This window comes from Paraglaciecola marina (assembly GCF_004360155.1).
Lineage (GTDB): Bacteria > Pseudomonadota > Gammaproteobacteria > Enterobacterales > Alteromonadaceae > Paraglaciecola > Paraglaciecola marina.
The window spans coordinates 21464-39819 of the sequence record NZ_ML178727.1 but is presented as its reverse complement, the minus strand read 5'-3'; the positions used below and the strand labels follow the sequence as shown (position 1 = coordinate 39819).

Below are 18356 nucleotides of genomic sequence, written 5' to 3'. Positions count from 1 at the left end.
ATGAATACTTAAAGTTAATTTCATAAGCCAAAGCTAATAAAATTACAGATAAATAACAGTTAGCTGGCTAATACGAATTTCCCGTCCACAATTTATGCCCTGTAAAAGAGCATAAATGGCATCTAGGGTTGCATACCGCTTCTATAGCTCGTTTATACTGTTAAGTGTATAAGTGATGTCTTTATACTGCTGCGATCTTTGTAAGGTTTGAAAATCAAACTGACTCGAAGATTTTAAGCCTAGTACTCTTTTAATACTTAATTCCCCCATAACTATATCAGAAGGTAATCCATCAATAACCTTTACCGTGCCGCTTGGGTCGTTACACACTAAAACCATGTCACAGCCGGCAGTTATGGCAAGCTCTGCTCTTTCAACAATATCACCCATTTGCACAGCCCCTTCCATGGATAAATCGTCTGAAAACACCACACCATCAAATCCTAAATCGGTACGAAGTATCTGCTTGATCCATTTAGAAGAAAAGCCCGCAGGTAACTCGTCTACTTCAGGATAAATAACATGGGCTGGCATCACAGCATCTAATAACTCCTGTTTATTAATTTCTGAGAATATCGCCATATCCAACGCAAATATCTCTGATTTACTGCGGCTATCAATGGGAATAGCCACATGGGAGTCTTCTAAAACATTACCGTGCCCAGGAAAATGTTTACCTGTGGCACTCATACCCGCGTCTTTCATGCCACGAATAAATTGGCTAGCTAATTTTACAATTTGATCTGGTGATTGATGAAAGCTTCTATCACCTATAACTTCTGAAATACCATTAATATCAAGTACTGGTGCAAAGCTTATATCGATATTAAAGGCTTGCAGCTCAGCTGCCATTAGCCAGCCTAATTCTCTAGTAAAGGCGTCTGTATCAAGCTGATACCTCTTTGAAAGCTGGGAAATGTCACCCATAGCAGGTATTTTACTAAAGCCCTCTCTAAACCTCTGTACCCTGCCCCCTTCATGGTCGGTAGCAAGCAAAATATCGTTACGCGTCACTTCTCTAATATGTTTAACCAAATCCTTTAACTGTTTTTGGTCATGGTAGTTACGGGTAAATAATATCAGTCCCCCAACTAACGGATGGTCAAGAATATCTATTTCTTCTGGTGTCAGTTCATAACCTGACACATCTATCACTAATGGCCCCATAAAAGGTGATGCTTCTTATATTTGCTAATAAAATTTGGCGCTACTATAAAGACCGTTAAATCTAACAGTCAATCAATTACCCAAATTTTTTACTTTATATATGTAACTTAATTGTTAGCAATAAGACTAAAAGATATGACTTTCAAACTCCCAACTGGTTATACTCTGGAAAAATATAGTTAATGACATATTAAATGAAGTTTAAAACCGTAGGGTTAATAGGAAAGCAAGCACACCAAGGTGCTAAAATCAGTCTCAGTGCATTGATCGTTTATTTGAACGAACGAGGCTGCAATATTTTGGTAGAAACCAATACCGCCAGCAATTTAGATGGTCAAGATGTAGAAGTTTGCAGCATTGAAGACATTGGGCGCCAAGCTGACTTAGCGATAGTTGTAGGCGGAGATGGCAATATGTTGGGTGTCGCTCGTGTACTGGCTGAATATAATGTTGGTGTTGTGGGCATTAATAGAGGCAACCTTGGCTTTTTAACAGACATCAACCCTGACGATATCGAACCACAGTTAGACAGCATTTTTGAAGGTGAATGTAAGGTAGAACAACGCTTTTTACTAGAAGTTGCTGTTTATAGAAATGGAGAAATTCAAAGTAAAGACTCTGCCGTAAATGAAGTGGTATTGCACCATGGAAAAGTTGCCCATATGATGGAATTCGAAGTTTACTTAGATGAACATTTTGTATTTAGTCAACGCTCTGACGGGTTAATAGTTGCAACACCAACAGGCTCAACAGCATATTCTCTATCTGGAGGCGGTGCAATATTAACTCCTAAACTAGACGCATTAAGCTTAGTGCCTATGTTCCCTCATACATTGAGTAGTCGACCCATAGTAGTTGATGCTAATAGTATAGTGACTTTAAAAGTTTCCCCTGAAAACACCGATAACCTACAGGTAAGCTGTGATAGTCATATAGTGCTAACAGTATTACCCGGCGATGAAATTAAAATCTGTAAAAACCCAGCAAAGTTAACCTTGATACATCCTAAAGGTTATAACTATTTCAATGTGTTACGTACAAAATTAAGCTGGGGTAGCAAACTTTACTAATCGTCCATAAAAGCAACTAATTACTAGACACAGGCCTAACACCTGTTTATATTTACATATACTGTATATTTAAACATGACTTGGAGCTATGTCTCATGCTTACTCATTTATCTATTCGCAATTTTGCCGTTGTAAAAACCTTAAATGTCGATTTTACCCAAGGCATGACTGCCATTACCGGTGAAACTGGTGCAGGTAAGTCTATATCTGTTGATGCTTTAGGTTTATGCCTAGGCGAGCGTGCAGATAGCGGTATGGTGAGAACTGGTGCGACCAAAGCAGAAGTCAGTGCCACTTTTTACGTAAAGAACCTAGCGGGCGCACTAAACTGGCTAGAAGAGCATGAGCTAACAGATGCAGATGAGGTAATTATTAGACGAGTGGTATCTTCTGAGGGACGCTCAAAAGCCTTTATTAACGGTACGCCAGTACCACTACAACAATTGAAGAGTCTCGGGCAATTTTTATTAAGTATTCATGGGCAGCATGCTCATCAACATATACTAAAAAATGACAACCAAAGAAACTTACTGGATCAATATGCTGAACATCAACACCTGATAGAGAAAGCGTCGGCCAGCTATCAAACCCTAAAAACTCAAAAACGACAGTATCAAAGTTTGCTTGAAGGACAACAACAAAGGACTGATCGCAGCCAACTACTGTCTTATCAAATACAAGAACTGGACGAGTTTGCATTAACGGAAGGTGAGTTTCATGAGTTAGAAAGTGAACATAAAAAATTAAGTCACAGCCAAACCTTATTAGAGCAAAGCCAAATCAGTTTTCATCAGCTTTACGAAGCCGATGACTTTAATGCATTATCAGCCGTACAAAGCAGTGTAGACAGGTTAAGCGAGTTACAAGAGCACGACCCTAGCCTAACGCCCATTGTTACTATGCTAACCGAAGCAAGTATTCAAATTGACGAAGCCGCAAATGAGTTAAGGGCCTATACCGAGCAGTTAGAAATAGACCCAATGAGAATGCAAAATGTTGAAGCGAGATATTCTCAGGCTCTTAACTTATCTCGTAAACATAACGTGCAACCTGAATCTTTATATGACTTTCATCAAGAATTAAGTGCTGAATACAAAAACCTAGTTCAAGATGATTCATTATTAGAGGAGTTAAAAGCACAATTATTGGTTGTTGAAAGTGATTATCGAAAAGCAGCCTTACGATTAAGTGCATCTCGGAAAAAATCAGCAAAAGCCTTTGCTAAAGAAGTAGAGCAACATGTTCATCAAATGAATATGGCTGACACTGAATTTGAGATAGCAATAAATTATGATGAGCAAGGTACCCCTCATAATTTAGGATTAGACAGTGTGCACTTTATGGTATCTACCAATAAAGGCCAGGCGAAAGATAATCTTGAAAAAGTTGTCTCTGGTGGTGAATTATCTCGTATAGGTTTAGCCATTCAAGTAATTAGTTCAAGTAGTTGTGATATTGCTACTATGATATTTGATGAAGTAGACAGTGGAATAAGTGGTTCAACTGCCTCTGTAGTGGGCCAATTACTCCGAAAACTAGGAGAATCGACCCAAGTTATTTGTGTTACCCATTTACCTCAAGTGGCTGCCAGAGCTCACAATCAGATGTTTGTTACTAAGTTCAGCGATAAAAATACCACAGAAACTCATATGATTTCTTTACAAGAAAGTGAACGAATTGAAGAGTTGGCACGTCTACTAGCAGGAGACACACTAACCGAGTCTGCGATGGCTAATGCCAGAGAATTACTAGAAATCAGTAATTCCTAGAAATTAAGCATTGATTGAGCTGTTGTGGCTGGGTTAGGATGCTTCGCCAAATGTTGAAGGGTTTATCCCATCAATCGCGATTTATTGCTTTTTCAAACGCCAAGATATTGAGTAAAAATGAAGTTTAAGAATTTATTAGTTGTTTTAATAACCACCATGACCTTATCAGCCTGTGCCGATTGGATTTTTCGTATTGATATACCCCAAGGGAACTTTTTAGACGAAAAAGAAGTTAAAAAACTTAGAATTGATATGACCAAAGAACAGGTTGAATATGTATTAGGCAAACCCGTGCTAGAAGATGCCTTTGATCATGACACTTGGTACTACATTTACAAAATGAAGCGGGGTATGAAAAAACGTGGTGAAGATTTTCGTAAGGAGCTCACCATAGAATTTGTGGATAACAAAATTGCTAAGGTAAGCGGTGATTTTGAATTATCCGAAGAGTTTGATATTCCCTTAGATCAATAAATTTATTTGTTAGTTATCCGATTAACTCAAAGTTAATCGGATAAGCTTAGACTAAAGTCAAATGAGTTAATATTTATGAAAGGCTCTAGGTTACTTTACCCAAGGGACTTTTATTGATTTACCCTTCGTAAGTCCTAAATATCCCCATCACTTTTTATTAGCCATTTAATAACCTTAAATGCACAGTTACCTCTTCTCTGTTGTGATACAAGTGTTTGGTTTGCATTTGGTAACCGCCAACATTTGCACTTTTCATTACTTCTTCAATTATGTCTAATGCTCCCTGTACCGACTCATAACGTCTTTTCATAGGTAGCTTCAAGTTAAACATAGCTTCTTTACAACTTTGTTCGGCCACCCAAGTAGCCATTAGTTTAGCCACGCGTTGTGGTTGTTCAATCATGTCGCATACCAACCAATAAATATTTTTCTTTTTAGGCTGAAATTTAAATCCATCTTCTGGGCAGTATGTCACCTGCCCAGTTTCCATTAAGCCTTCATCCATAGCACCATTATCGACAGCCTGTACAAACATGCCTCGCTTCACCAATTGATATGTCCAACCACCGGGACATGCACCTAAATCAACAGCTTGAAGGCCTCCTTGTAAACGGGTTCCATGTTCATCCTTTGGAATAAATGTTTGAAAGGCCTCATCTAGCTTTAATGTGGAACGGCTAGGAGCATCAAAGGGAAATTTCAATCGCATAATGCCTAAGGGCAAAGGAGAATTATTATGTGTAAATGAATAACCAATATAAGCTTTGTCATTTCTGGTAAAAAACACATGCAAAACTGGCTTTTTAGGATTGTCTTTATTGGTTAACTTATTCTTTTTACGCAGAGCTTGCCTTAAAGGTACGCTAATCTTTCTGCAAAATTTAGATAACTCTCGACCATCTGTTGTATCTGCATACTCAACTCTTAATTCACCACATAATGGAAAATCAGCAGTCGCCTCTATTAAAGGGCTAATTCTGTCTGTTATATCCATACTTTCAATAACTTGCTGGCAAGCAAAGTGCTGCCTAGCGAATATCAATCGCCTAAAATCTAACTTTTTACTTAAGAGCTCTGCGTGCTCTTGTTGATAACAATGGAACAAAACAAAGCCGCTATTACTTTTTGCTTCAACGTAGCCATACACATTTAATAGACTTGCTTTATCTTGAACTTCATTGGCAACATCATTTTCAAAACCACTACGGCAATATAAAACTAAACCTGCCATAATTTAATTCACTCCCTTTAAAGCAGAAGCCAACAATAACGCCCAGCCCACAATAAAAAATAAGCCTCCAAGTGGTGTAACTGGACCAAACCATTTAATCTGTGTCATAGCCAGCAGGTATAAACTACCACTGAAAAAGATAATACCTGCGATCATAAAACCAGCACTATATAACAACAAAGCTTGGGGCATTTGACGATATAAAATAACCAATAGAATTAACGCTAGACTATGGTACATCTGATATTGCACACCTACTTGAAAGGTATCCAGCATGTTTGTAGATAGTTTATTTTTGAGGCCGTGGGCCGCAAAAGCCCCCAGAATAACCGATAACATTCCGCTAAAGGCTGCAAAAAACAAGATAATTTTCATTCAGAACTCGCTAGTAACAGAGTATTCAAAAAGTGAAGCTAGATTTAAAAACTTGAGGGCATGGTAACAAAAACCTTAACTAACTATCTAATCTAATATCTAGTAACGGTAATGTGGCGTTAAAATATGGCTTAGTCTCATACATTCCTATTTACAAACGACACCGACTCTCGAATTGCTATTTCTAGATTTTGTGCCAATGTCATCCCAGACTTAACTCTCGGTTTAAAACTATGATCACCATCCGTCAGGTACCTAAGCTGAACTCTTTGAGACATTGCATAACCTTGTATCTCTTGCTTTGTTCCAAAGGTATCTCGCTCACCTTGTAATACTAAGACAGGTTTACCTATTTGCTTTAAATGCTCTGTACGCAATTTTTCAGGTTTAGCAGGTGGATGAAACGGATATCCCATACAAATACAGCCTTTAGCAATAGAACTCTCTAACACCAAACTCGCTATTCTGCCCCCCATTGACTTACCACCGATAAAAACCGGCAAACTGCTATCGAGTTCTTTTAAGACGGTCTGGTAGTAGGCTACTAACTTATCGGCTCTATCTGGCGGCCGCCTTTTGCGTAACTCTTCAGCTAAAGCCATATATGCAAAATTAAAACGCACTACATTTATGTGGTACTTGCTAATTCCATCTGCCACACGTTCCATAAATTCACTATGTTGCCCAGCACCTGCGCCATGAGCAAACACTAAAGTTGCAATGGCATTATCTGCCTGATTAATAAAAGTCTTGATCAATTTGGTCTGCCGTTACTTCTTCTAATAGCCACTCGCGAAATGCGGTAATTTTACCTAAATCTGCCTGAGACTGGTGGCACACTAAGTAATAGGCATTTTTTACAATTAATTTCTCTTCAAATGGGCACACTAAGCGGCCAGCTTCGATTTCTTGCCTCGCGAGAACACTATGCCCTAAGGCTATACCTTGCCCTAAAGCCGCTGCTTGTTGAACCATCATAGAGTGGCTGAAGATTGGCCCTTGATTTACATTTACCCCTAAAACATTAAAGTGTTTAATCCAGCCCTCCCAAGGCTCCCTGGATAAGTCATGCAATAATACATGCTTAGAAAGGTCATCTAGCTTATTTAATGGTTTGTCTCCTTGAAATAGCAAGGGGGAGCAAACAGGAGTTAAATATTCAGTATGTAATTTGTCTGCCACTAAACCTGGCCACTTGCCTCTCCCAAAATAGATAGCCACATCAACATCGTCCGTTAAGAAGCCTTCGTCACCATCAACCGCTTTTATTCTGATATCTATATCTGGATTAATTTGCGTAAATTGATTGATTCTGGGCACTAACCACTGAATAGCAAAACTTGTTTGCAGCGCTACTGTAATCGCACCTTTCTCCCCTTTTGCTACCAATTTATCAGTAGCCTCATGTAATGCATGAAATATGTCTTTTAGGTCAAGGTAATAACTCTGTCCCTCTTCAGTCAAAAATAAAGCACGATTTTTACGTACAAATAATTTCATTGATAAGAAGTCTTCTAAAGCTTTTATTTGATGACTCACCGCCGCTTGAGTCACAAATAACTCATCTGCAGCCTTGGTAAAGCTCAAGTGCCTAGCCGCAGCCTCAAAGGCTTTTAGTGAATTTAAAGGGGGTAATCGCCTGGGCATTTATGAAGAAACCGTGAATAATTATTAATGCCTATTTAAGCATTAGTTTTTCTAATGCGCAACAATACAAATAGTCATTTTATAAAAACCTAGAATTTGTATAGAATTTAACCCGTGAAAGAAATTAGTTGTTTTAAAACAATTAACAAACTTCCAAAGCAGATTAACTAAACTAGAAAAATTCTATATAACTTACATTAACAAACTTAAGGTTAACAAAATGAAAAATATATTTACACAAGCTCTACTTAGCTCTTTATTACTTGTCACGGTTTTATCGACTTCTGTTGCCAATGCAAAAATCAATGAAAGCTTTCAAGAATCTAGCCTTGAAGCTCAAATCAAGCAAAATATTAATACTATGCTTGGCTTTACTGAGGCACCTGTCTCACAAGCAGATATTGCTAAAGAAATGAATTCTGCAGCACTAGAATTACAAACGAATGAATTAGTTCGTAGCAACAACGAACAATTACAGAAAATTAAATTTAAAGTAGTCATTGCTGACTAATACATATTTAAGGTTGTCTGCTCGTTAACATTGATTTAGTAAGTTAGCGCTGTGTCGAACCATTGCATATCAGATGCATTCTGGCGCCGACACAGCAAACTTACTTAACTCAAACTTTTATAACACTCACTATTTCGCACTCGTATCTAAAGGTGCAAAACTTTTTACCAAATCATCTAACGCTTTCATTTGCTGTAAATACGGTTCCAACTTATCTAAGGCTAATGCACAGGGTCCATCACATTTAGCTTCATTTGGATTAGGATGCGCTTCAATAAATAATCCACCTAGACCCAAAGCCATTCCACTTCTCGCAAGTTGCGCAGCTTGAGCTCTTCTACCATCAGCAGAGTCAGTGCGCCCCCCAGGTTTCTGTAATGCATGGGTAGCATCAAAAATAACAGGTGCGTAAGCTTTCATCTCATCCATAGCAAGCATATCAACCACTAAATTATTGTATCCGTAACACGAACCTCGTTCACACAATATTATTTTATCGTTTCCCGCTTCGCCAAACTTTGTAATGATATGGCGCATTTCATGGGCTGCCAAAAATTGTGGTTTTTTGACATTAATAATGGCATTTGTTTCAGCCATTGCTACAACTAAGTCAGTTTGCCTGGCTAAAAAAGCTGGTAATTGAATAACATCCACAACTTCGGCTACTGGCGCTGCTTGATGAGGTTCGTGTACATCAGTAATCAAAGGCACATCAAACGTGCTTTTAATTTCTTCAAATATTTTTAACCCTTTTTCCATACCTGGGCCACGATAAGAATTAACCGAAGAACGATTTGCCTTATCAAAAGACGCTTTAAACACGTAAGGAATATCAAGTTTTGCGGTGATCTCTTTATAATGCTCAGCAATTTTCATTGCCATATCACGAGACTCAAGCACATTCATACCACCAAACAACACAAAAGGTTTGTCGTTAGCAATCTTAATTTCACCAACAGAAATACTTTGTAAATTTTGCATCTGAACTTATTTAACTCTTTGTTATTAATTGTGTTTAGCATAACAACTCAAAAGCCTTCAAGATATCCCAAAATCACTACAAAACAGCTTATCCTTCAACATCTAATTCAAAACCGCTTTAGATTGCGCTAAAAGTAGCGATTTATACAAATACCAAGTAAAATGCGCGGTTCGTTTTTAGTGCGTAGAATTAGGCCTTCATTCAATATGAGTGGGCGTCTGCAAATGGTAGGGTAAATTAAAAATCTGTTATGACAAAAAAGCTATTTATTAAAACTTGGGGTTGCCAAATGAACGAGTATGACTCGGAAAAAATGGCAGATTTATTAGACTCTACCCATGGATATGAGGCCACAACAGAAGCCGAAGACGCTGATGTGATTTTGCTAAATACCTGCTCTATTCGCGAAAAAGCCCAAGAGAAAGTCTTTCATCAGTTAGGCCGTTGGAAAAATCTTAAAAAAGATAAGCCAAACCTGATTATAGGTGTAGGTGGTTGTGTTGCGTCTCAAGAAGGCGAAACTATCCGTAAGCGTGCTCCATTTGTAGATGTAATTTTTGGGCCTCAAACCTTGCATCGCTTGCCTGAAATGATTAATCAAATTAAAGGCGGTGATAAATCCGTAGTAGACGTAAGTTTTCCAGAAATAGAAAAGTTTGATCGTTTACCCGAGCCAAAAGCCGATGGCCCTTCTGCCTTTGTATCGATTATGGAAGGCTGTTCTAAATATTGTACTTTCTGCGTTGTGCCTTACACTCGCGGTGAAGAAGTCAGCCGCCCAGTTGATGATGTATTACTAGAAATCGCCCAATTAGCTGAGCAAGGTGTCCGTGAAGTCAACCTACTTGGCCAAAATGTCAATGCTTTCAGGGGTCCTAACTATGACGGTAGCATTTGTACTTTTGCCGAATTGTTAGAGCTAGTAGCTTCGATCAATGGCATCGATCGTATTCGCTATACCACCTCTCATCCAGTCGAATTTACAGATGACATAATTGAAGCCTACGCCCATATTCCTGAATTAGTAGACCACTTACATTTGCCTGTACAGTCTGGTGCTGACCGTATTCTCAACCTAATGAAGCGTGGCCATACTGCTATTGAGTACAAGTCCAAAATCCGTAAATTACGAAAAATCAGACCTAACTTAAGTATGTCTTCGGATTTTATAATAGGTTTTCCTGGGGAAAGCGACGCTGACTTTGAAGCTACAATGAATTTGATTCAAGCCATGGATTTCGATTTAAGCTTCAGCTTTATCTATAGTGCTCGACCGGGTACACCAGCTGCAGATTTGCCTGATGACGTAACCGAAGATACGAAAAAGCAACGTTTGAGTTTATTACAACAACGTATTAACCAACAAGCTTTGCGTATTGCTCGAAATATGCTTGATACCGAACAACGTATTTTAGTGGAAGGTCCATCTAAGAAAAACCCAATGGAGCTTAGTGGAAGAACCGAAAACAATCGTGTGGTGAACTTCGAAGGTACCCCAGATATGATAGGAAAATTTGTTGATATCAAAATCACGGATGTATTTGCTAACTCTTTACGTGGCGACCTTGTTAGAACTGAAGCCGAAATGGATTTACGTAATGACCTATCACCGCAGACCTTATTAGCTAAAAACGCAGCAAACATTGATGAATTAGGCGTAGCGACCTTCGCCCCCTAATTTGAAAAAATAAATAAATAAACACATAAAAAAGTAGAGAGTAAATACTTGAGCGAACTTACAAGCAGTGAATTTTTATTAGAGCCTTCAGACCACAAACGTTTATCAAGTTTATGTGGCCCATTTGATGACAACATCAAACAAATAGAGCGTAGGCTTGGGGTAGAAATTACCTACCGAAATAATGAATTCAAAGTGACTGGTCTACCTCAGCAGTCTAGTGGGGCTGTCGAATTACTAAAATTGCTATATTTAGAAACTCAGCCCATTAGAGGCGAAATACCCGATATTCAACCAGATAAAGTGCATTTAGCAATCCAAGAATCAAAATGCCTAGAGCGCGCTGAAGCGGGTCATTACGGTAAAGAAATCCATATAAAAACTAAGCGCGGCGTGATTAAACCTCGCAATCCTAATCAGTCACAGTATGTAGCTAATATAATGAATCACGATATTAGTTTTGGTATTGGACCTGCAGGGACGGGTAAAACATATCTAGCAGTAGCTTGTGCAGTTGAAGCATTAGAAAGACAAGAAATTCGTCGTATTTTGTTAACTCGCCCAGCGGTAGAAGCGGGTGAAAAATTAGGCTTTTTGCCGGGAGACCTCTCGCAAAAAGTCGATCCTTACCTACGACCTTTATACGATGCCTTGTTCGAAATGTTGGGGTTTGAAAAAGTAGAAAAACTCATTGAGCGTAATGTCATTGAAGTTGCTCCCCTCGCCTATATGCGTGGCCGTACTTTAAATGACGCTTTTATAATTCTAGATGAAAGCCAAAATACCACGGTTGAACAAATGAAAATGTTCTTAACTCGAATTGGTTTTAACTCTCAAGCGGTAATTACCGGCGATATTACTCAAGTAGATTTACCACGTGGGGTACGCTCAGGGCTAAGACATTCTATTGAAGTACTTAAAGATGTAAATGATATTTCATTTAACTTTTTCAGCGCCGGAGATGTGGTTCGTCACCCAGTTGTTGCCAGAATTGTAACAGCGTATGAAGAATACGAGGGCCAAAAAGAAAAAGAGCGCCTTGAAAAGAAAGCACAACAGGAAGCCTTAGCCAAGCAGCAGGACAATACTTAAGTGATGACTCTGTGAGCGCAATTATTGATTTACAAATCGCCACAACCTCTAAGGTTATTCCTACTCTAGACAATGTGCAGTTGTGGCTTGATACCGTCCTACTCCATCAAAACTTAACTCAGCAAGAAATCACAGTGCGCATAGTTGATATTAAAGAAAGTCAGGCACTTAACTGCGAGTTTAGAGGAAAAGACAGCCCTACAAATGTATTGTCTTTTCCATTTGAAATGCCAGATATTGTCTTTCAATCAGATGTTAGTGAACTAGATGAAATGCCAGCATTTTTAGGCGATTTAGTCATTTGTAGTCAAGTAGTAGAGACTGAAGCCAAACAACAAAACAAACAAAACCTCGATCATTGGGCACATATGATTATCCATGGTTGCTTGCATTTATTAGGCTTTGACCATATTGAAGAAGCAGAAGCAAATGAAATGGAAGCAATAGAAATTGCCATTTTAAAACAATTATCCATTGACGACCCCTACCAAGATCATTAATGATGCAGATCTAGATACAGCAAGCTAAGCTTCAACAGTTTGTTAATATAATTACTAAACCACAAAATAACGAGATCATGAGCGAAGATAATCCCCCGTCTACAAACGGTTCTGCCAACAAAGGCTGGATAGATAAGATAGTCCAGACCTTTACGGGAGAGCCGCAAAATAAGGAAGAGTTGTTTGGTGTCATTGCAGAAGCCGAGCAACGCGAGGTCATCAATCCTGAAACCAAGGAAATGATCGAAGGTGTCATGGAAGTCAGTGAGATGCGAGTAAGGGACATCATGATCCCTCGCGCACAAATGAGAACCATAGAAATCGATCAAAATGTGGAAGAGTTTCTCCCCATATTACTGGAGTCGGCACACTCACGTTTTCCCGTTATTAATGAAGATAAAGATCACATTGAAGGCATATTGCTCGCTAAAGACTTACTAGAGTATGCATTTATCCCAGGCAAAGAGTTTGAATTAAAAAATATATTACGTCCTGCGGTGATTGTCCCAGAAAGTAAACGTGTGGATGTATTATTAAAAGAGTTTAGACAAAAACGCTACCACATGGCCATAGTTGTTGATGAATATGGTGGTGTCTCTGGATTAGTTACCATTGAAGACATACTAGAACTCATTGTTGGTGAAATAGAAGATGAGCATGACGTAGAAGAAGACGATTACGACGGTATTCGCCCTCTTAATAAATACACTTACTCAGTAAAAGCATTAACTACTTTAGAGGATTTCAATAAGTTTTTTGAAACTAACTTTAATGAAGAAGATGCCGACACTATTGGCGGTATTGTTCTAAAAGCATTCGGCCACCTTCCACAAAGAGACGAAAAAGTCACCATAAATGGCATAGAATTTAAAGTAACTAACTCCGATAAACGCAGGCTACTGCAGTTAAAGGTTACTTTGCCAGAAGATGAAGGCTAACAACAACACCTTGTCAAAAGTTAAGCAAATGCCATTAAAAGGGAAGTTATTTCTCGCTTTACTATCTGGTGTTAGCTTAACTTTTTGTTACGCCCCCTTTTCTCTTTGGTGGCTAATGTTACTGGGCTATTCTAGCTTTATCTACCTATTATCAAGTGTACCAAAAAACCAAGCTTTTAAATTAGGCTTTGCCTTTGGGCTAGGCTGGTTTGGTGCAGGTATTAGTTGGGTCCACGTAAGCATTGCGGATTTTGGAGGCATTCCTTTAATCGCCTCCATTGCCTTAATGCTGCTTTTATGTAGTTATTTAGCTATTTACCCTGCCTTAGCGAGTTTATTAATAAAAAGATATTTTGATATTAAACACTGGCCTTTAGCGCTACCTTTTATTTGGCTGTTTTTCGAAACACTACGAGGCTGGTTGTTTACTGGTTTCCCTTGGTTATCTCTAGGATATGCTCAGCTAACAGGGCCTCTATCGGGATGGATGCCAGTAATAGGCGAAATAGGTGTGAGCACTATAGTTGCGCTGCTTTGTGCCAGCATAGCCGTTTGGATACCTAGCAAAAAATGGTTGCAACTAGCCTTGTTAACCTCTGTGATGCTTGTTTCAGGTGCGGTGTTAAATACCTACCAATGGGCTAAACCTACGGGCGAACTCGTTAATATTGCGATGGTCCAAGGTAATATCCAACAAGAGCTGCGCTGGACTCCTGAACAAGACCAACCCACTATGGAAAAATATCGCAATATGACAGAAGCATATTGGGAAAGTGATGTCATAATTTGGCCGGAGGCTGCCATTCCAAAGCTAGAGCCCATTGCACAAGAGTACCTTGTAGAGCTTGACCAAGTGGCGGCTAAAAATCAAGCTGGTTTTATAACAGGCATAGTCAATTACAACTTCGAAACCCGAGAAGCTTACAACAATTTAATTGGACTCGGCCTAAAAAATGCACCTTCAACTGAACATGAAAACCTCAATAAAGGGCACTATCACTATTTCCATAATAATAGATTTTCGAAGCATCATTTACTCCCCATAGGTGAGTTCATTCCATTTGAAAACTGGATAAGAGGCTTAGCCCCCATCTTTGACTTGCCCATGTCTTCTTTTAGTCGAGGCGCTCATAAACAAGAAAATTTACTCGCAAAAGGCTATCACTTTGCTCCCGCTATTTGTTTTGAAATTGCTTTTCCAACACAGATATCTGCCAACCTATACCACAACACAGATTTTATCGTTACCGTTAGTAACGACGCTTGGTTTGGTGCATCACATGGACCAGACCAACACTTAGAAATTGCCCAAGTCAGAGCAAAAGAATTTGGTCTTCCAGTATTACGTGCAACCAATAATGGCATTACTGCTTTTATCGATCACACCGGAGAAGTCCAAAGTCGATTACCACAATTTGAAGCGGCCGTGCTTAGCGACCAAATTAAGCAAGTATCCGGTTACACCTTGTACCGCTCATTTGGAAATATCACTATTTGGAGCTTATCTTTAATATTATTTTTAGTCGCTTTGTGGTTTAAAAAGTATCGCTAGTACCAAGCCGTGCTTTTTGGGTTGCCCCTCATCTTCTAATAGCTTAATAATCGCCACACACTTTTATAGCCTTTAAGACTCATCTAAGCTTGCCACTATTTTCTTGATACTAATTTCAATCGGCAATTCCGGAGTTAGGCCCTGAAATTCAGATGCACAACTTTTAGATGTCTTTTTCAAATCTCCCAATAGTGTATAAAAACGCTTACCTGAAACTAAACGCCTGACAATATGTACATTGGGTTGATTATCAAACAAAACTTGCCTTATTGAGGTCATTGAACGATAGGATGCTAGCTGACATAGACGCATTTTAGGGTCCGCTAACTTTATTTTTTTATGAGAAGCATTTATATAATCACTAAAATCATTCAGTTGAAACTCTAAATCCCACCCTGAAGAATAATATCTCTCACCTCTAGTAATAAAAATATGTTTAAGTGGCTGTATATGGGTTATCCGCTTTATTGCTCTTTTTGCTTCATCGATTGTTTTAAATCCACCTATTGCAACATGGCTCATGGCTGTTTCATGATTACGGAATATCTTTAAATTAAACTCATCGGTTGGTAGATATTTAATCACTTCATAAATTGACCGAAACTTCTTAAAGGCGCCAAGCTGAACAAAGTACAACTCTTTTTGTTCTGATGTAACAATTTCAGCAAACTCACTTGTAACCAGATTAACTAATAAGAGATCGTTGATCCTCACTGAATCTCCCTCACTTGGAGCTTCAATAATTTTTGGTAGATTTAAAATGGTTAATTCATTTAGGGTAAGGAAATCAGGGTCGACTTGAATCTGGTAATGCCCAGGGGGTATTTGTGTAAAAAAGAAAAAGCCATCTACTTCTGAAATAGTTTCAGCTATAAGCTCAAAATCTTGATTAATTAAGCGTATTTTAAGATCGGATGCACCTCGGCTATTATTATTTTTCACTCGATAAACAGCCCCTTCAATATCGTTAAAGGTCACTACGGGTAAGGAAACGGTATTAACGCCTCCCTTGTGCGTATTTACCAAAACCATTTCGTCGATCGCAGACATATATGGGTCAGGTAAACTAGCGTCATCTATTGAAATTCTTTGCTCACGCTTTGTCGTTGCTAATTGAATGTTCCCCATTTGATTGGTTTTTAACTCTCGCCATGCATGATTTCCAGAAACAGTCACAGCATTTAATGCTGAATCATCACTATCAAAAATTGAATTACGATTATTATCTAAAAAAGCAAAAGCCCTTATATTAGCTGTATTCGATCCCCTAGGTTGGTAAAAATCAAGGGCCTTTTCATAAGGGTTGTATTCGATATCCCCAGCGATACCAATGTTCACTGTCCACTCACCACCATTATTTACAGTTGTACCAAACTGTAAATTAAACTGTTTTCTTCTCCAATTCAGTTGGTGTCTTAATTCAAATTTGTGTTCCCTTGAGGGCCTGTAATCAATTCTACTTTCATTATAAGTAATATATTGCTGAGGCCATCGAATATTAGAGTAGTAATTTAAAACCTTTTGATTATCAAAGGGCAACCAAGACATTGAATTAGATATTTGCCATCCAGAAAAATTTTTCGACCAATAAAGGGTCTGTCCTAAGGTTTCATCTTCAATACCTTCATTTCGACTCAGTGTTGTTGAAAATGTCCCACCTAGTAGGTTTTTATTAAAATTGACTGAATATACGTTGTCATCTGATTGGTTATTATAGCTACGATGCAAGTAATTTAATCCCCAGCTAGCGCCTCTTAACCAATCAAGCCTTCCATTAAAGCGCGTACGAGTTTCTGATTTTAAGTCACGAGAAGCGGCATAAGCATCACTTTCAAAGTTATTAAAAATCCGATAACTTAGGTTCGCACGTAATCTATTATCAAAAAGGCTTGTATTAATACCAGTAAAAATCGCACCGCCGGCATTCAGATCCTTTACAACTTGACTCTTGAACGCTGCAGCTGAGAAATTCATATATAAAGCTGAAGATAGGTATTTTTGTTTTTGTCCTGCTCCCTGCAACGAATGAACGGATGCTTCTATTGTTGTATTACCAGTTAATCCATAGGAAATTAATCCAGAAACATTTTTGTCAAATGTGCTCTCTTCATTATCTTCATCAATAAAACGCTTACTTGCATCTGATACATTTACTAAATAGTTAAACCGGCCAGGAGATAGCTGTTCATTGCCAACATTGATGGTTTGAGTTCGGGTTTCTTGCTGACCTTCAGGTCCATACAATTTAAACTCGAACAAATTATTGCCATAAAATGTATCAACATTTTCAAACACGGCTCTATTTTCATCGTCGCTAAACACCTCTGCTATAAATTGACCGTTTCGAAACAATTGTACTCTCCAACCAGGTAGTACAACCTCCTCTAGTGTTGAAGTTGTAAATGAGCGGGAGTAGTTTGGATCGAAATTAAATATAGATACGCCAGCACCTTGTTTGGAGCTATAGATAAGCTCATCACTGTGTAACTGTATATCCCCTAATTCGTATCTTAATAGGCTCACGGATTGGTCAGCGCCACTGATGTCTAAATTTTTACTTAGCCGCAGGTATTGATTACTGGTATCTTGATTAGCGTTTATACGCAGCTCAGTTTCGTGCTTAAATAAATCAAAAAAGCTGTTTAAATTGCCACTTAACTTTGATGTACCTAAGCTTGAATCATGAGAACCATTGACCCTATAGTGAATTAAAGGGGGAGAAATAACATGATATTGATCGGCAACCCTTCTAGAAGGTTGCATTTCCGCTGGTCCTTCGAACGTTGGCACAGTGACGGTAACTTCATTTTTTAAGCCAGGAAAAGGCTTATCGTTAAATATATTTAAGTGGAGTAATTCATAATTAAAAGCATAACTCCCCCCTAAAATCGTATCCAAGGCTCTAAGATCTATATAGATATCAAAATCATCTCTCGCCCAAAAATACCCATGGGGATCGTCTTGCTCTGTTAGGTCAATGTCAAAATCACAAAAATCAATAAGCTGACTTGAATTGTTAAAATTGAAGGTGGCTGCAGCAATATCGATACTCCAACCTAACTTAAAAACCGACTCTAGAGACGAAACGGGCACCATGAATCGATCATTGTGGGGAAACACATCAATACTAGCTGAAATGGGTCTACCATTTAATCTAAGTACGGGTAATAGTAATGCATCTTCATTAATATCTACTCGTTGCCAGTTTGCTAGTTTTTTACACTCTATCGCCATTGCTTTAGGAGATAACAGGCATAGAAAAATCATGAGTAAAAATAAGTAACAAACATACTTATCCGAACTCACCAATAAACTTACATTTTGATGATAAAACAGCTTAATTTTATCGAACATCAATAAACGAAAATAG

At 38.5% G+C, this 18356-nt stretch carries 16 protein-coding genes; 9 read left to right on the top strand and 7 right to left on the bottom strand.

What is annotated here, in order from left to right; all coding sequences use genetic code 11:
• Positions 1–141 precede the first annotated feature (141 nt).
• The gene (nagZ, locus tag EOK74_RS05395) at positions 142–1167 is read right to left on the bottom strand and encodes a beta-N-acetylhexosaminidase (protein WP_133468905.1); all 1026 of its coding nucleotides are present in this window, start codon (positions 1165–1167) and stop codon (positions 142–144) included.
• Between the two features lie 194 nt (positions 1168–1361).
• On the opposite strand from nagZ, the gene nadK reads away from it, so the two are divergent.
• From nadK to EOK74_RS05380, 3 genes are all read left to right on the top strand, one after another.
• Entirely contained in the window at positions 1362–2237 is an 876-nt protein-coding gene (nadK, locus tag EOK74_RS05390) for an NAD(+) kinase (RefSeq protein WP_133468904.1), read from the top strand.
• Between the two features lie 95 nt (positions 2238–2332).
• Positions 2333–4006 (top strand): DNA repair protein RecN, encoded by a 1674-nt coding sequence (gene recN, locus EOK74_RS05385; RefSeq protein ID WP_133468903.1) that lies wholly within the window; start codon positions 2333–2335, stop codon positions 4004–4006.
• 117 nt (positions 4007–4123) lie between these two features.
• The gene (locus EOK74_RS05380) at positions 4124–4480 is read left to right on the top strand and encodes an outer membrane protein assembly factor BamE (RefSeq protein ID WP_133468902.1); all 357 of its coding nucleotides are present in this window, start codon (positions 4124–4126) and stop codon (positions 4478–4480) included.
• A 157-nt stretch (positions 4481–4637) separates the two neighbouring features.
• Here the strand turns inward: EOK74_RS05380 and rlmM are convergent, their stop codons facing one another.
• From rlmM to EOK74_RS05360, 4 genes are all read right to left on the bottom strand, one after another.
• Positions 4638–5711 carry a 23S rRNA (cytidine(2498)-2'-O)-methyltransferase RlmM gene (rlmM, locus tag EOK74_RS05375; RefSeq protein ID WP_133468901.1) on the bottom strand — a complete coding sequence of 358 codons (1074 nt, stop codon included), beginning with the start codon at positions 5709–5711 and terminating at the stop codon, positions 4638–4640.
• A gap of 3 nt (positions 5712–5714) precedes the next feature.
• Positions 5715–6086 carry a DUF423 domain-containing protein gene (locus EOK74_RS05370; protein WP_133468900.1) on the bottom strand — a complete coding sequence of 124 codons (372 nt, stop codon included), beginning with the start codon at positions 6084–6086 and terminating at the stop codon, positions 5715–5717.
• Between the two features lie 137 nt (positions 6087–6223).
• On the bottom strand, positions 6224–6844 hold the full coding sequence (locus EOK74_RS05365; RefSeq protein WP_133468899.1) for an alpha/beta family hydrolase: 621 nt from the start codon (positions 6842–6844) through the stop codon (positions 6224–6226).
• Positions 6825–7733, bottom strand: coding sequence for a transcriptional regulator GcvA (locus EOK74_RS05360; protein WP_133468898.1), 909 nt, complete (start codon positions 7731–7733; stop codon positions 6825–6827). Before EOK74_RS05360 ends, EOK74_RS05365 begins: the two co-directional genes overlap by 20 nt.
• Before the next feature lie 220 nt (positions 7734–7953).
• On the opposite strand from EOK74_RS05360, the gene EOK74_RS05355 reads away from it, so the two are divergent.
• On the top strand, positions 7954–8244 hold the full coding sequence (locus EOK74_RS05355; protein WP_133468897.1) for a hypothetical protein: 291 nt from the start codon (positions 7954–7956) through the stop codon (positions 8242–8244).
• Between the two features lie 129 nt (positions 8245–8373).
• Here the strand turns inward: EOK74_RS05355 and kdsA are convergent, their stop codons facing one another.
• Positions 8374–9225 (bottom strand): 3-deoxy-8-phosphooctulonate synthase, encoded by an 852-nt coding sequence (gene kdsA, locus EOK74_RS05350; protein ID WP_133468896.1) that lies wholly within the window; start codon positions 9223–9225, stop codon positions 8374–8376.
• 251 nt (positions 9226–9476) lie between these two features.
• On the opposite strand from kdsA, the gene miaB reads away from it, so the two are divergent.
• The 5 genes from miaB (at position 9477) to lnt (ending at position 14986) form a co-directional block, all read left to right on the top strand.
• A complete protein-coding gene (gene miaB / locus EOK74_RS05345) occupies positions 9477–10904 on the top strand; it encodes a tRNA (N6-isopentenyl adenosine(37)-C2)-methylthiotransferase MiaB (protein WP_133468895.1) in 1428 nt (475 codons plus the stop codon).
• 48 nt (positions 10905–10952) lie between these two features.
• Entirely contained in the window at positions 10953–11996 is a 1044-nt protein-coding gene (locus EOK74_RS05340; RefSeq protein ID WP_133468894.1) for a PhoH family protein, read from the top strand.
• An 11-nt stretch (positions 11997–12007) separates the two neighbouring features.
• Positions 12008–12496, top strand: a complete 489-nt coding sequence (gene ybeY, locus EOK74_RS05335) for an rRNA maturation RNase YbeY (RefSeq protein WP_133468893.1) — start codon at positions 12008–12010, stop codon at positions 12494–12496.
• A gap of 77 nt (positions 12497–12573) precedes the next feature.
• The gene (corC, locus tag EOK74_RS05330) at positions 12574–13434 is read left to right on the top strand and encodes a CNNM family magnesium/cobalt transport protein CorC (protein ID WP_133468892.1); all 861 of its coding nucleotides are present in this window, start codon (positions 12574–12576) and stop codon (positions 13432–13434) included.
• A 28-nt stretch (positions 13435–13462) separates the two neighbouring features.
• Entirely contained in the window at positions 13463–14986 is a 1524-nt protein-coding gene (gene lnt / locus EOK74_RS05325) for an apolipoprotein N-acyltransferase (RefSeq protein WP_133468925.1), read from the top strand.
• Between the two features lie 72 nt (positions 14987–15058).
• Here lnt and EOK74_RS05320 read toward each other — a convergent pair whose 3' ends face one another.
• Positions 15059–18292, bottom strand: a complete 3234-nt coding sequence (locus EOK74_RS05320; protein WP_166638720.1) for an SPOR domain-containing protein — start codon at positions 18290–18292, stop codon at positions 15059–15061.
• Positions 18293–18356: the final 64 nt, after the last annotated feature.

Excerpts from the sequence above, each read along its gene's own strand:
- nagZ (WP_133468905.1), bottom strand. The coding sequence starts at position 1,167 with ATGGGGCCATTAGTGATAGATGTGTCAGGTTATGAACTGACACCAGAA.
- nadK (WP_133468904.1), top strand. The coding sequence starts at position 1,362 with ATGAAGTTTAAAACCGTAGGGTTAATAGGAAAGCAAGCACACCAAGGT.
- recN (WP_133468903.1), top strand. The coding sequence starts at position 2,333 with ATGCTTACTCATTTATCTATTCGCAATTTTGCCGTTGTAAAAACCTTA.
- EOK74_RS05380 (WP_133468902.1), top strand. The coding sequence starts at position 4,124 with ATGAAGTTTAAGAATTTATTAGTTGTTTTAATAACCACCATGACCTTA.
- rlmM (WP_133468901.1), bottom strand. The coding sequence starts at position 5,711 with ATGGCAGGTTTAGTTTTATATTGCCGTAGTGGTTTTGAAAATGATGTT.
- EOK74_RS05370 (WP_133468900.1), bottom strand. The coding sequence starts at position 6,086 with ATGAAAATTATCTTGTTTTTTGCAGCCTTTAGCGGAATGTTATCGGTT.
- EOK74_RS05360 (WP_133468898.1), bottom strand. The coding sequence starts at position 7,733 with ATGCCCAGGCGATTACCCCCTTTAAATTCACTAAAAGCCTTTGAGGCT.
- EOK74_RS05355 (WP_133468897.1), top strand. The coding sequence starts at position 7,954 with ATGAAAAATATATTTACACAAGCTCTACTTAGCTCTTTATTACTTGTC.
- kdsA (WP_133468896.1), bottom strand. The coding sequence starts at position 9,225 with ATGCAAAATTTACAAAGTATTTCTGTTGGTGAAATTAAGATTGCTAAC.
- miaB (WP_133468895.1), top strand. The coding sequence starts at position 9,477 with ATGACAAAAAAGCTATTTATTAAAACTTGGGGTTGCCAAATGAACGAG.
- corC (WP_133468892.1), top strand. The coding sequence starts at position 12,574 with ATGAGCGAAGATAATCCCCCGTCTACAAACGGTTCTGCCAACAAAGGC.
- lnt (WP_133468925.1), top strand. The coding sequence starts at position 13,463 with ATGCCATTAAAAGGGAAGTTATTTCTCGCTTTACTATCTGGTGTTAGC.